This window comes from Telluria beijingensis (assembly GCF_030770395.1).
Classification (GTDB): domain Bacteria; phylum Pseudomonadota; class Gammaproteobacteria; order Burkholderiales; family Burkholderiaceae_D; genus Telluria; species Telluria beijingensis.
The window spans coordinates 3,191,827-3,206,150 of record NZ_CP132480.1 but is presented as its reverse complement, the minus strand read 5'-3'; the positions used below and the strand labels follow the sequence as shown (position 1 = coordinate 3,206,150).

Genomic DNA, 14,324 nt, shown 5'->3' with positions numbered 1-14,324 from the left:
CAAGGATAGACCATGACCACCACCAATACCGTCACCCTCAGCGAAATCCCGGTCGACCCGCTCGACCCCACCAAGGCCGCCTGGGGACCCGACCTCGCTTCCCAGCATGTCTTCGCGATCGCCAACGGCACTGCGGCCGCCGAGGAATTCGATCCGGCCGACATCTCGGCCGCCACCCAGTCGCGCATGGCGCAGTACGGGCGCGGCATCTCGGTCGCGCTCGGCGGCGGCGGCGACACCGCTACCGGCTCCGACTGGGGCGATGTGTTCAGCACCGGCGCGGGCGTCAACCGCATCGACGGCGGCGCCAACCTGGGTACGGCGCCCGATGGCAGCCAGGCGCGCGACGTGCTCAATGTGTTCGTCGCTTCCGCCGAGGCCGAGGCCGCGTTGCGGGTCACGGCGCTGGACGCCAGCGCCGACGGCGCCGACGGCGATGCGCATGCAGCCGGCTACCGCTTCAAGGTCGCCAACGGCGACCAGACCGACTACCTGAAGAACGTCGAGCAGGTGAACGTGTTCCGTTCCGACGCCGGCAATGCCTTCGTGCGCACCTTCCTGCTGGCGCCGGAGGTGCGCACGATCGACCCGCAGGCCAACCTGGCGGCGGCGAGGCACTTCGCCTGGGTCGCCGGCTCGCAGTGGCCCGAGACGTTCGACGCCGGGACCGACATCCCGGCCGCCACGCTGGCCCTGATGGAACAGTACGGACGCGGCGCCTACATCGACATGGGCGCCGGCAGCGACACGGTGGTCGGCTCCGTCTGGGACGACGCCATCGTCGCCGGCAGCGGCGCCGAACACGTCGACGGCGGCGCCGGGCACGATTTCCTGCTCGTGCGGGTCGCCACGCGCGAGCAGTTGGCCGCGGTGCGGGTGGAATTGCTGGCCGCCGGCGCCGATGGCGCCGATGGCGCGGCCTTCGCCGACGGCTATACGCACAAGGTGGTGGCCGGCGGCGATACCGACTATGTCCGCAATATCGAACGCGTCGCGATCCAGTTTCACGGCGATGCCGCCACTGGCGTCGTGCGGCGCGAGATCGCGCTCGAGGTCAGCATCAATGAAGTCGACCTGGACCAGCCCGACCTGCCCGACTTGCCGCACCTGGCCTGGATCGACGGCTCGCCCGGCGCCGACACCATCCGCGCCGACGACCTGGTGTCGGACGCCCTTGCCGAGCGCATGCGCGAGACCGGCCAGGGTGTCTGGATCGACGGCGGCGCCGGCGACGACGTCATCACCGGCAGCGGCCAGGCCGACACCATCCGCAACGGCGCCGGCAACAGCCGCATCGATGGTGGCGCCAATGGCGAAGGCCGGGATGTGTTCGAGATCGCCGTCGCTTCGGCCGAAGCCATGGCTGCGGTCCGGGTGCTGGCGTCGGACGATCCGGACTACGACTGGATGGTGACCTACGGCGAAGGCAGCCAGAAGGATTACCTGCGCAATATCGAGTCGGTGCTGGTCACGGCGCCCGGCAGCGGGCGCTGGATTGACCTCGACGACCTGCCTGCGCCGGAGCCTGAGCCTGAGCCGAATTCCGCGCCGACCTTCGCCGGCGCGCCGGCCGGGGTGGCGATCGACCGCACCGGCGTCGACCAGGTACTGGTGGGCGGTACCGTGCTGGCCGACGGCAAGCTGCTGTCGCTGCGCACCATCCTGTTCGAGGATGGCGGCTACGAAGTGGCGCTGGTGCGCAATCTCGCCGACGGCCGCCTGGACCCCGGCTTCGGCGATGGCGGCCGCATAGCCTTGCCGGGCCAGGTCGTCGCCAACACCAATCCGGTCCAGCAGCCGGACGGAAAAATCCTGGTGGCGCTGGCCACGGCCGGCGCCAACTTCGACGTGCGCGTGCTGCGCCTGAACGCGGACGGCCACCTGGACACGGACTTCGGCGACGACGGTTCGGTGGTGGTCTCGATCGGCCCGAACAGCGACCTGCCGACCGACATCCTGTTGATGCCGGACGGGCGCATCGTGGTCGCCGCGATCGATATGATCAATAACGGCATGGGCTTCGGCGTCGTGCGCCTGCTGCCCGACGGTAGCCTCGACACCAGCTTCAACGATGGCGGCACGCTGCAGTTCAGCCCGCGCCCCGGCCAGGCCGCATCCGTCAGCCACGCGACGCTGCAGCAGGACGGCAAGTTCCTGATGGTCGGCCTGGCCCAGGGCAGCGGCACCGGACTCGATTTCGCCATCGCCCGGGTTGGCGTCGACGGCCGTCCGGACACGAGCTTCGGCACTGGCGGTTCGGTGGTGTTGCCGGTCGGTCCCGGCACCGACAATGCGCGCGCGGTGGTGGCGCTGGAAGACGGCAAGATCCTGGTCGCCGGCACCACCCGCTCCTCGAACAACGACGTCGACAGCGCGCTGGTGCGCCTGAACGCCGACGGCTCGCTCGACGCCAGCTTCGGCACGGGCGGCGTCGCGATCGCGCGCCTCACTGGCGGCCATGACCTGTTCTCGCAGATGGCGGTGCAAGAGGACGGCAAGATCGTGGTGTTCGGCAGCATGAACGGCGGCCTCACGACCAGCACCGGCGCCGAGCTGATGGTGGCGCGCTACCACGCCGACGGCCGCCTGGACACGGCCTTCGGCAATAACGGCGTCGTGCACATCCCGACCCAGGGCATCGGCACCGGCGTCGATCCGGGCGCCATGGAGATCGTCGACGGCCAGATCATCGTGTTCGGCAATACCCTGGACGACCCCGGCACCGGCAACGTCAGCACCGTGCTGGCGCGCATCGATGCCGACGGCCGCCTGGATGCCAGCTTCAATGCGAACCCCGTATCCTCGGTGGGCGGCAGCGTGACGGTCGATGGCGTGACGCCGACAGTGCTCGATGCCGACGCCGCCATCTTCGACGCCGACATGGCCGCGCGCGGCCATTACGACGGCGCCAGCCTGACCCTGGCGCGCCAGGGCGGGGCCTCCAGCAATGACCGCTTTAGCGCGCTCGGGGAAGTGAGCTTCGCGAACGGCGTGCTGCTCGTCGACGGCATCGCCATCGGCAGCGTCACCCAGGCCGGCGGCGCCCTGACGCTGGTGTTTGACGAAGCGGCCACTCAAGGCCTGGTCAACCGCGCCATGCACGGCATCGCCTATGCCAACGCCAGCGCCACGCCGCCGGCCTCGGTGCCGATCGCCTGGACCTTCAGCGATGGCGAAGCGCAGGCCAGTGCCGTGACCGAGGTGCGGATCGTGGTCGAGCAAGAGCCGGAACCGGAACCGGCCAACACGGCCCCGAGCTTCGCCGGCGTGCCGGCCGGGGTCGCGGTCGACAATGTCGGCATCAGTTACTGGCAACTGGCCGGAAGCGCAGCCGCCAGCGGCAAGCTGCTGTCGGTGCGCGGCCTGGTGCACGATGACGACAGCTTCGAGGTGATCCTGGCGCGCCACAATGCCGACGGCAGCATCGACACCGGTTTTGGCGACGGCAATGGCCGCGTCGTGCTCGATACGGACGGCATCAACCTGAACCCGGCGCCGCTCGAGCTGCCAAACGGGAAGATCATGCTGGCGGTATCGACGCCGGGCGCCGTGTTCGACTTCCGCATCATGCGCCTGAACGCGGATGGCAGCCCGGACACCGGATTCGGCGATGGCGGTTCGGTGGTGGTGGACGTCGCTCCCGGGTCCGACCTGCCGATCGAGATGCTGCTGCAGCCCGACGGCAAGGTGATCGTCGCCGGGCCAGGCAGCGTCAACACCGGGGGCGGACAAGTGGTGGCGATCCGTCTCGATGAAGACGGGGCGCTCGATACCAGCTTCGGCGACAGCGGCAAGCTGGTCTTCGCTCCGCCTGGCGGGGCGGTGTCCTTGAGCCACATGGCGCTGCAGGCCAACGGCAAGCTGCTGATGGCCGGTTTCATCAGCGCCGGCATCGGCGCCAGTCCGGACGTCCTGGTGGTGCGCTTCGATGCGGACGGCGACCTCGATACCGGTTTCGCCGATGAGGGCATGCTGGTCCAGCCGCTCGGCGCCGGCACCGACAATGCGCGCGCGGTCCACGTGCTCCCGGACGGGAAGATCCTCGTGGCCGGCACCATGCGCTCGCCGGCCAACGATGTCGATGGCTTCCTGATGCGCCTGCATCCCGACGGCAGCCTCGATGCCGCCTTCGGCGCCGGCGGCGTGGTGCGGGCCCACCTGACCGACGGCCACGATGTGTTCGCCCACATGGTAGTCCAGCCCGACGGCAAGATCGTCACCCTCGGCACCATCGGCGCGACCTCGAGCAGCATGGGCCTGGGGGGCGAATTGATGCTGGTGCGCTACCACGGGGACGGCCGGCTCGACACGGGCTTTGGCGACGACGGCATCACGGTGATTCCGGGCCATGGCCTGGGTGTGGGCCGGGATCCGGGCGGGCTGGCCCTGGTCGACGGCCAGTTCGTGGTGTTCGGCACCACCACCACCGACATCGCCCTCGATAACGTCCAGCCGCTGCTGGCGCGCGTGAATGCCGACGGCACGCTCGACGCCGATTTCAACCCGGAGCCGACATCGTCGATCGAGGGCAGCGTGCGCTTCGGCGGGGGCAATGCGGTGGCGCTGGACGCGAATGCGGCCATTTACGACGCCGAGCTGCATGCGCGCGGCGACTACGGCGGCGCGTCGCTGACGCTGGTACGCCAGGAAGGCGCGGCGCCCGAAGACGTGTTCTCGGCGCTGGGCGAAGTCAGCTTCGCGGGCGGCCTGCTGACGGTCGGCGGCATCGCGATCGGCAGCGCCAGCCAGGAAGACGGCGTGCTGACGCTGGAATTCAACGATGAAGCGACCCAGGGCCTGGTCAACCGCGCCATGCATGGCATCGGCTACCAGTATGACGGCGACACGCTGCCCACCTCGGTCTACATCGACTGGATCTTCGACGACGGCGACGATGGCACGGCGCTGGCGACCACAGAAGTCCTGGTCGATGCCGGCGCCGATCTCAGCGGCCTGGCGCCGGTCGAACTGGTCGGCCTGCCGCAGGACTGAGCCGGGCAGCGACGACGGCAGGCTTCAACACAGCTTGCCGTCGAAGGGATCGTCGATGGTGCACCTGGCGTAGTCGATCCCGCTCAGCTCCGCATACTGGGCCAGCGTGCGCGCGCTGCCCAGGCCATAGGCGCCGGGCAGGCCGTCGCCCATCAACAGGCGGTTCAGGCGCTGTTTCGCGCGCTCGGTGAGGTAGGCCGAGCCGAACGCGCGCCGGGCCTCGGTCTCGCCATGCCAGTGGTGGGTGGCGTAGGGCGTGCCCTCGGTCTTGTACAGGTGGTAGACCGGCGTGGTGAGGGGGTGATAGATGTCCCAGCCGCGGGTGAAGGCGCGTACCGCCAGGCTCTGTTCCTCGCCATGGAAGTACAGCCAGGGATCGTAGGGCACTTCCTCGATGAAGGCGCCGGCCGCGAACAGGAAGCCGGCCGAGACGTGGCAGCCCATCACCGGCTCGCTGGTGAACAGGTGGCGCGCCATGAAGCGCAGCACGGCGTCGTCCGGCGCCAGCGCCTTTTCGGGATGTGGACGCAGCACCAGCGCCGTATGGCCGGCGCTCGGCGTGTACTGCGGCTCGCCGTCGACCATGTCGAAGCGGTAGGGATAGGTACTGATTACCGGCCTGGCGGAGCGCGCCAGCAGTTGCCGGTGCAGCGCGCGCAGCTGCTCGTCCCAGCCCGGCTCGAACAGCGTGTGCGAATCGACCTGCAGCACGAACTCTTCGCCGTCGTACAGCGAGAAACCGATGCTGCGCGCCCAGCACACGCCGAGCGTGTCTTGCGGATGCAGGTGGACGTAGCGTATCTGGCGCGCCTGCGGCAGGGCTTCGATCGCGGCGCGCTGGTCCTCGAGGTGCTGGTCGACGACACCGACGCGCACCAGGTCGGGACGGGCGGCCTTGGCGAAGGCGTCGTTGAGGGTGAAGAACAGCATCGGGTCGAGGTAGGAGGCGATGCTGACGAAGATGGCGCCGCTCATGCGGGTCCTCCGCTTGCCGAGCCTTCGAGCCGCTTGCCGCCGCCATCGGCGGTCGCGAGAGCGCGCTGCACCGCCGACGCCGGCAGGTTCATCAACAGCCGCACCAGCTCGGGTTGGCGGTTGGTCGCGGTTTTCTGGTAGATCGACAGCAGCTGCTTGCGCACCGTGTCGTACTGCACGCCGAGCAGGTCGGCGATGGTCTTGAGCGGCATGCCGTCGGCCAGCATCGAGGCGATCCGGCATTCGGCGTGCGACAGGCCGAAGGCGGCGGTGAGCAGGGCCGAATCGATTTCCTGGGCCGAGGTCGGGTGGTAGAAGAACAGCATCACCAGCGGACGCAGGCCGAAGCTGCCGAGCGTGTTCTCCGGCGTCAGCATGGTAAAGAAGGCATACAGCGTATCGGGTGCGGCGCCCGCTTCGCTGCGCATGTGCAGCGCGCGCGACTCCTTGTTGTCGGGGATGCCCTGGGCGATGGCGTGGCGCACCTGGGTTTCCAGCTCGCCGCACTGCATCAGGAAGGAGGTGCGATAGCGCTGGGGAAGTACCAGCTTGCCATCGGCCACCTGCACCAGGCCGGTGGCGGCGAGCAGGCCACGCGCGGCCTCGTTGGCCAGCACCACGTCGCCATGCGCGGTCACGAGCATCACCGGCTGGCGCAGCTTGTCGACCAGGGCATGGCCCACCAGCGCCTGGGTCGAGTACACGAACTGCGCCAGGCCAAGGCGCACCGCACGCTCCATATGCGGCCGCAGGCGGTCGAGGAAGGCCACTACTTCGAGCGGCAGCGGGCCCTCGTCGCTGCTGCGCAGGCAGGACAGGATCACGGTCGCCTCGGGCGACTCGACCAGCTTGCAGGCCGAGACATAGCGCGCCCCGTGCGGGATCAGGAATTCCTGGTAGAAGGGATGGTCGGCGGCGAAACCGTCGTCGAAATGCTCATGGCAGTGCAGCCAGCCGCTGGTGGATTGCTGTCGCAGCAAGCCCACGCGCGGGTCGATGAACTGGTACTTCTGGATGTATTCGAGGTCGATCTGCGGCGCCATGGCGGCGCCGTCGCTGTACGACAGCGCGCCGCGCTCGCCGTCGAAGCCGAGCATGTGGACGGCGCGGCCACCAATCGCTTCATGCACGCTGTCGAGCATGCAGCGCCAGGCAGCGCGGTCGTCCAATGTGTCGTAGATGAGATTGACGATGCAGTCGAAACGCGCCTGCGACAGGTCCACGGTGAATCTCCCGATATTGTTCGCACAGAAATACTGATGCTATCGGGCATTCGATCTTTGGTCGATACAATTTTGCGACAATGTTTGGTTGTGGAAATTATAAGACAGAAGCTGTTGTCAGAATGCCGCACCGGTTCGTCAAGGCGTGTTGCCGGGCGCCGGTAGCGAGCTCATCAAGACTGTCCTGGGCGCGCCGCCGGGACCGGGCGCCAGCTGGTAGAGGCGGTCGTATTCGTCGTCGGCGATGTCGGCGCCCGGCTCGCCGCCGAACAGCCGCACCAGTTCCGGCAAGGTGTTCGAGTGCCCGACGACCAGCACGGCGCCGTGCAGCGCCTTGACCTTGTCGACCAGCGCCTGTGGCTTGGCCGGGTCATAGCGCTCGACCTTCAGCCCGAGCCGCTGCGCCAGCGGTTGCGCGGTCTGCAGCGTGCGCGTGGTCGGGGTGCTGAAGATGGCCTGGATGCCGCTGCGGTGCAGGATGGCGGCGATGTTTTGCGCGCGTAGCTGGCCTTGCGGAGTGAGGGCGGGGTCCTGGCCAAGGCTGGCTTTTTCGCCGTGGCGGACGAGGTAGATCGCGCTTGGCTCGGCGAAGGCCATGCTTGGGACGAGAACGGCAAGGGACAGCAGGAGGTGTCGCGATATGCGTGCGAGGTGGATCGAAGGCAGGCCCATTGCAGTTTTCCCGAAGGTGGACAGGCAGCCAGCGTAGCATGGCTGTGCGTCGTAGGGTGGGCGGCTCTGCCGCCCACGCGTTCAAATCACGGGCGCGATGTGGCAACGTTTGCGTTGTTTGAACGCGTGGACGGGAAACCCGTCCACCCTACCTGCTTTCAAACGCCGCGTTTTTGTCGCGCTTACAGCTGCGTCAACGAAATCGTCTTCGCCGCCGGCGTCGAACACGGCTCCTCATCGAAGGCAATATCCCCCAGCGGATTCGGCACGCCATCGGTCTTCAGCCCGACGAAGTCGAACAGATCCCGATCCTGCAAATGCGACGGCACCACGGTCGACAGCGCCGAGAAGGTATTCTCGACCCGGCCCGGATGTTTCTTTTCCCATTCGCGCAGCATGTTCTTGATCTGCTTGCGCTGCAGGTTTTCCTGCGAGCCGCACAGGTCGCACGGAATGATCGGGAAGCCCTTCACCTCGGCATAGCGCTCGGTATCGGCTTCCTTCACATAGGCCATCGGGCGGATCACCATGTGCTTGCCGTCGTCCGACACCAGCTTGGCCGGCATGCCCTTCAGCTTCCCGCCAAAGAACATGTTCAGGAAGAAGGTCTCCAGGATGTCGTCGCGGTGGTGGCCCAGGGCGATCTTGTTGCAGCCGAGCTCGTCCGCCACGCGGTACAGGATGCCGCGTCGCAGGCGCGAGCACAGCGAGCAGGTGGTCTTGCCTTCCGGGACCAGGCGCTTGACGATGCTGTAGGTGTCCTGGTTCTCGATGTGGTAGGGCACGCCGAGCTTGTCGAGGTAGGCCGGCAGGATGTGGGCCGGGAAGTTCGGCTGCTTCTGGTCGAGGTTGACCGCGACGATGTCGAAGTGGATCGGCGCGCGCTCGCGCAGCGTCATCAGGATGTCGAGCAGGGCATAGCTGTCCTTGCCGCCCGACAGGCAGACCATCACCTTGTCGCCGTCCTCGATCATATTGAAGTCGCCGATCGCCTGGCCGACCAGGCGGCACAGGCGCTTGTGCAGCTTGTTGTTCTCGTGGGCGATCTTTTCCTGCTTCTTGACGTCGACGTTGACGTCGGCGCCCGCGGTCGGGAAATCCGCTTCCACGACGCGTTCGATAACCGTTTCGTTCATGCTGCTTCCTTGATCTGGAATACTTCGACGCCGACGCCTTCGCAATCGGCATACACGTCCGGCTTCATCGTCGAGACGCCGGCGGCGCGCACGCGCGGGTGCGCCAGCATCGCCTTGACCACGTCGTCGCACAGGGTTTCCTGCAGGTGGATGTGGCCGCGGGCGATGCGCTGGGCGATGGTCTCGCGCATGAAATCGTAGTCGACCACTTCGGCCAGCTGGTCGGCCTTCGGCGTCGACAGCTCCAGCGGAATGTACAGCTCGACATTGATCAGGACACGCTGCTCGCCCTTCTTCTCGAAATCGTGCACGCCGATATTGATCATCACTTCGTAATTGCGCAGGAACAGCCGGCGGCAATCGCGCAAGCTCGGGTGGGACAGGGCGGACAACATGGTTAAGCCTTCTTTGATGTGTTGGGTGATTCGGTCAGGAACATCACGTCGCGCGCCAGCGGCATCAGGTGCTGGCCGCCGTCGACCAGCAGGGTGGTGCCGGTCAGGGCGCGCGCCGTGGCGGCATACACGACGGCGTCGGCGATGTCCTGCGGGGTCGAGGATCGCCCCAGCGGCGTCATGCGGTGCGCCTCGGCGAAGCCTTCCTCGGTCTGGTCGCCCGAGACCAGCGTGATGCCGGGCGCCACGCCGACCACGCGCAGCTTCGGCGCCAGCGCCTGCGCCAGCATCGTGGTCGCCGCCTGCAGGGCCGCCTTGGACAGCGTGTACGACAGAAAATCCGGGTTGAGATTGTACAGTTTCTGGTCCAGCAAGTTGACGACGACGGCCTGGCCGCCATCCGGCGTGGCCGCATGCAGCGCCTGGGCCAGCAGCAGCGGGGCGGCCACGTTCGCCTGCATATGGGTCGCCAGCAGCGCCGGCGAAAAATCGGTGGCGCTGTCGTGTTCGAACAACGAAGCATTGTTGACGATGCAAGAGACCGGGCCCAGCGCCGCGCGCGCGCGATCCACCAGCTGCCGCACCGCCGCCTCGTCGGCCAGGTCGCATTGCAGCAGCGCCGCGCGCCGGCCCAGCGCCAGGATGGCGTCGCGGGTCGCGATCGCATCGCGCTCGGAATGGCGGTAGTGCAGCGCGACGTCCCAGCCGGCGCCGGCGAGGCCGAGCGCGATCGCGCGCCCCAGGCGGCGGCCGGCGCCGGTCACGAGCGCGACCGGGGACAGGGAAGTCGAGGTGCTTTCCGTCATCGTGGTTCCATGAGGGCGTTAATTGTTGATAAAAGCTATTCTGGCTACAATGCCGGCATGTCCCTGCCCGCACCCGACCGCGACGCCCTGGCCGCGTCCCATTCCCTCCAGGACCTCCTGGCCGCCGATATCGCGCAGCACGGCGGCGCGATCGCATTCTCACGGTTCATGGAACTGGCGCTCTATGCGCCGAGGCTCGGTTACTACAGCGGCGGTGCATCGAAGCTGGGCGCCAACGGCGATTTCACCACCGCGCCCGAGATGACGCCGCTGTTCGGGGCGGCCGTGGCGCGCGTGGCAGCCGCTATTATCGCCCAAAGCGCGCCCGACATCATCGAGTTCGGCGCCGGCACCGGCCGCCTGGCGCGCGACGTGCTCACCGCCCTGGCGCGCAGCGGCGTTGCCGTGAACTCCTACACCATCATCGAACTGTCCGGCGAATTGCGCGCGCGCCAGCAGGAAAACCTGGCCGACCTGCCGCAAGTGCGCTGGCTGGACGCCATGCCGGACAGCTTCAGCGGCGTGGTGCTGGCCAACGAAGTGCTCGACGCCATGCCGGTCGAGCTGGTGATCCGCAGCGCCGACGGCTGGCGGCGGCAGATGGTGACGGTCGAGGACGGCGCCTTCGCCTTCGTCCAGGCGCCATTGGGAGAAGACCTGGAGCAGCAGCTGGCGCGCCAGGTGCCCGATCACGAGAACATGATCGAGGGCTATGTCACCGAGCTGCACCCGGTCGGCGCCGGCTTCATGCGTTCGCTGGCGGCGATGTTCGCGGGCGGCCGCGGCGCCGCCATCCTGGTCGACTACGGTTTCCCGGCCCACGAGTTCTACCTCGACCAGCGCATCGGCGGCACCCTGATGTGCCATTACCGCCATCACGCGCATCCCGACCCCTTCTATTTGCCCGGCCTGCAGGACATCACGGCCCACGTCGATTTCACGGCGATGGCGCTGGCGTCCCAGGATGCCGGCCTGCCGGTGCTGGCCTATATGAGCCAGGCCGCCTTCCTGCTCGGCGCCGGCATCGGCGAGCTGTTGCTGGAAAACGACCCCGAGGATGCGAAACGGTTCCTGCCCCATTCGCGGGCCGTGCAAAAACTGGTTTCTCCTGCTGAAATGGGGGAGTTGTTCAAGGTGCTGGTGGTCGGGCAGGGCGTAGAATTACCCGAGCCAATCGTGCGGGCGGACCGCAGCCACCGCCTGTAGACTGATTGATATCTTGCATAGCGGACACAAATCCGGCTAAGCTGTGAGATATTCCCGCGCCCCGTCACACCGACGGGCACCGGCCGAGGATGACCGAACGCGCAGGGCAGAAGCGGGTAGACTTGACAGATCATGGCCAAGATTCACACACATTATGACAACCTGAAGGTGTCGCGTCACGCGCCCCAGGAAGTCATTCGTGCATCCTACAAGGCCCTGAGCCAGAAATATCATCCTGACAAGAATCCGGGCGATGAAAAATCGGCCCGCATCATGGCGGTCGTCAACACCGCCTATAACGTCCTGTCCGATCCCGTGCGCCGCAAGGAACACGACGAATGGATCGCTTCCGAGGAATGGGAAGTCGCGTGGCTGGAAAGTTCCAGCGCCAAGGAAGGCCAGCCGCGCAAGCATGGCGAGCACGGGGAGGCGCAACCGAATCCCAAACCGCGCCGCAGGCGCCTGTGGCGCGATCCGCGCTGGTGGCTGGGCCTGTCGGGCTGCTTCGTGGCCGGCGCCGTCGCCGCCGTGCTGACCATCGAACAACAGCCCGACATCATCCCCAGCGCCCTGGCCTGGAGCGGCATCGCCCGGGCCGAAAGCATCGCGATTGGCCGCCCCGAGGCGCCCGAGGCGGGTGCCGGAAGCAGCGCCGGCAGCACCGACCCCGGCAACGACAGCTGGGCCCGCCGCATCATGCCGGACGGCGCCAAGGGCCCGCCGCCCGCGGTGCGCGCGCTCGCCGTCGCCCAGTTGGCGGTCCCGGCCCGCGCCCCGGACTGCAGCACCGACCTGCAAACCCTCGCCGCGCCCAGCGGCGACCCCTGGCCGCTCGAGTCGTCCTACCTGCCCGGCTACCCGGTCGGCAACGAAGGCGGCGAGATGCAGGTCGCGATCGATAACAGCGCCAACGCGGCGCCGGTCTTCGTCAAGCTGTACGACCTGGAGCGCCGCGCCAATGTTCGCCACGCCTTCGTCCAGCAGCGCTCGAGTTTTACTTTCGACAAGCTGGCGGCCGGCAGGTACGAGGTGCGCTACCAGAACATCGTCGACGGCGCCAGCCAGTCCGAGTGCGACGGCAGCCAGTCGCCCTTGCGCCAGGCCGCGGCCGACCAATAGGGCTGTCGTTTTTTGGCGTTGTGACATATTCTGGTGTCACGTACTTACCCGATTTCATTATTTTCGTTCTGCGCCGTAATATACTGGCCTGATGCCGCGCGCCCATGCAGCCGCGGCGCCATGCCCAACGCAGGCTCACACGGACCATCATGAACGAACTGGAAGGCCTGACGGCCCTGATCATCGAACCCCACGCGGGAATGCGGGCCAGCATCCACAGCATGCTCACGCTGTGCGGCCTGACCCGGATCGAGCACGCCAGCACCTCCAACCAGGCCGTCAAGCACCTCGGCCTGCGCCAGTTCGACATGATCCTGTGCGAATACGACCTGGAAGGCGGCCAGGACGGCCAGCAATTGCTCGAAGATTTGCGCCACCACAAGCTGATGCGCCTGGCCACCATGTTCTTCATGGTCACCGCCGAGGGCAACCACAGCAAGGTGGTCAGCGCCGCCGAGCTGGCGCCGACCGACTATATCCTCAAGCCGTTCACCGCCGACCGCCTGCTGGACCGCATCGCGCGCGCCCTCGACAAGCGCAACGCCTTTTTACCGGTGTACACGCTGATGGAGGCGGGCGACCAGGAGCAGGCGATCGCCGCCTGCATCGAGGGCCAGCGCCTGCACACGCGCTATGCGGTCGATTTCCTGCGCCTGCGCGCCGAGCTGCACATGTTCCTGGGCCAGGCCGAGCAGGCCGAACCGATCTACCGTCACCTGGTCGAGATCAAGGCCATCGCCTGGGCCCGGCTCGGCCTGGCCAAGACCCTGTTCGTGCGCAAGCGCTACGACGAGGCGCGCGAGATCCTGGAAGACCTGGTCGACACCAACCGCAACTTCGTCGACGCCTATGACTGGCTGGCGCGCACCCAGGCCGCGGTCGGCGACCTGCAGAAGTCGCAGGCGGTGCTGGAAGACGCGGTGGCGGTCTCGCCGCATGCAGTGCGGCGCCTGCGCACCCTGGCCGACACCGCCTTCGAGGCGGGCGACGTCGACACCGCCGAGAAAGCGCTGCGGCAGGTGGTGGGCAAGGCCAAGTACTCCGAATTCCGCGACCCCGAAGACCACGTCAAGCTGGTGCGCGCGCTGGTGCACAAGGGCGATCCGGTGGGCGCCGCTGCCGTGATCCGCGACCTCGACCGCTCGATGGGCGGGCGCAACAATACGGCACTATGCAGCGCGATTGCCTCGTCCCTGGTGCACGAGTACACCGGCAACGAGGCGCGCCTGGGCGAGGCCCTGGGCACGGCCCTTGCCGCCAGCAAGGACGCGCCCGGCCTGTCGGCCGACCTCAAGCTGGAGCTGGCGCGCACCTGCATCGACAACGGCCGCGAAGAGGGCGCTTCGGAACTGGTGCGCGAGGTGATGAGCAATGCCTCGAACGATGCCGTGGTCACCCGCGCCATGGGCGTGCTGGAGCAGGCCGGCAAGGGCGAGCTGGCGCAGTCGCTGGCCCAGCAGAGCCGCCAGCAGGTGGTCGACCTGGTCGCCGGCGGCGCCGCGCGCGCCAAGAACGGCGACTATCGCGGCGCGGTGACCCTGATGCTCGAAGCGGCGACCAAGCTGCCGAACAATCCGGCGGTGGCCTTCAATGCCGCGCTGGCGGTGCTGCGCTGCCTCGAGCACGAGGCCTGGGACAACCGGCTCGGCGCCCAGGTGCCGGCCCTGATCGGCAATGTGCGCAAGCTCGACCCGCTCAATCCCAAGCTGCCGGCGCTGGCGGCGCTGCACCAGCAGGTGCTCAAGCAGCACAAGCAGGGGCCGCACGCGGTGGCGGCGCCGCTGCGCAAGGCGGGATAGG

At 67.6% G+C, this 14,324-nt stretch carries 10 protein-coding genes; 4 read left to right on the top strand and 6 right to left on the bottom strand.

Annotated elements, in window-relative coordinates:
- Window positions 1–12 precede the first annotated feature (12 nt).
- Window positions 13–4,992, top strand: a complete 4,980-nt coding sequence (locus Q9246_RS14230) for a hypothetical protein (protein WP_306391229.1) — start codon at window positions 13–15, stop codon at window positions 4,990–4,992.
- 24 nt (window positions 4,993–5,016) lie between these two features.
- Here the strand turns inward: Q9246_RS14230 and Q9246_RS14225 are convergent, their stop codons facing one another.
- The 6 genes from Q9246_RS14225 to Q9246_RS14200 all read right to left on the bottom strand — a co-directional run bounded on the left by Q9246_RS14225 (window position 5,017) and on the right by Q9246_RS14200 (window position 10,199).
- Window positions 5,017–5,967: a GlcNAc-transferase family protein gene (locus Q9246_RS14225; RefSeq protein ID WP_306391228.1), complete on the bottom strand. Its 951-nt coding sequence runs from the start codon at window positions 5,965–5,967 to the stop codon at window positions 5,017–5,019.
- Window positions 5,964–7,190: a helix-turn-helix transcriptional regulator gene (locus tag Q9246_RS14220; protein ID WP_306391227.1), complete on the bottom strand. Its 1,227-nt coding sequence runs from the start codon at window positions 7,188–7,190 to the stop codon at window positions 5,964–5,966. The genes Q9246_RS14225 and Q9246_RS14220 overlap by 4 nt, the downstream gene beginning before the upstream one ends.
- Window positions 7,191–7,328: 138 nt before the next feature.
- The gene (locus Q9246_RS14215; protein WP_306391226.1) at window positions 7,329–7,787 is read right to left on the bottom strand and encodes a SixA phosphatase family protein; all 459 of its coding nucleotides are present in this window, start codon (window positions 7,785–7,787) and stop codon (window positions 7,329–7,331) included.
- Between the two features lie 257 nt (window positions 7,788–8,044).
- A complete protein-coding gene (gene ttcA, locus Q9246_RS14210) occupies window positions 8,045–8,998 on the bottom strand; it encodes a tRNA 2-thiocytidine(32) synthetase TtcA (protein ID WP_306391225.1) in 954 nt (317 codons plus the stop codon).
- Window positions 8,995–9,393, bottom strand: coding sequence for a dihydroneopterin aldolase (locus tag Q9246_RS14205; protein WP_306391224.1), 399 nt, complete (start codon window positions 9,391–9,393; stop codon window positions 8,995–8,997). Before Q9246_RS14205 ends, ttcA begins: the two co-directional genes overlap by 4 nt.
- A 2-nt stretch (window positions 9,394–9,395) precedes the next feature.
- Window positions 9,396–10,199: an SDR family oxidoreductase gene (locus Q9246_RS14200; RefSeq protein WP_306391223.1), complete on the bottom strand. Its 804-nt coding sequence runs from the start codon at window positions 10,197–10,199 to the stop codon at window positions 9,396–9,398.
- 57 nt (window positions 10,200–10,256) lie between these two features.
- On the opposite strand from Q9246_RS14200, the gene Q9246_RS14195 reads away from it, so the two are divergent.
- From Q9246_RS14195 to Q9246_RS14185, 3 genes are all read left to right on the top strand, one after another.
- Window positions 10,257–11,405 (top strand): class I SAM-dependent methyltransferase, encoded by a 1,149-nt coding sequence (locus tag Q9246_RS14195; RefSeq protein WP_306391222.1) that lies wholly within the window; start codon window positions 10,257–10,259, stop codon window positions 11,403–11,405.
- 132 nt (window positions 11,406–11,537) lie between these two features.
- Complete coding sequence (locus tag Q9246_RS14190; protein ID WP_306391221.1) at window positions 11,538–12,524, top strand: J domain-containing protein; 987 nt, start codon at window positions 11,538–11,540, stop codon at window positions 12,522–12,524.
- 149 nt (window positions 12,525–12,673) lie between these two features.
- Entirely contained in the window at window positions 12,674–14,323 is a 1,650-nt protein-coding gene (locus Q9246_RS14185; protein ID WP_306391220.1) for a tetratricopeptide repeat-containing response regulator, read from the top strand.
- Window position 14,324: the final 1 nt, after the last annotated feature.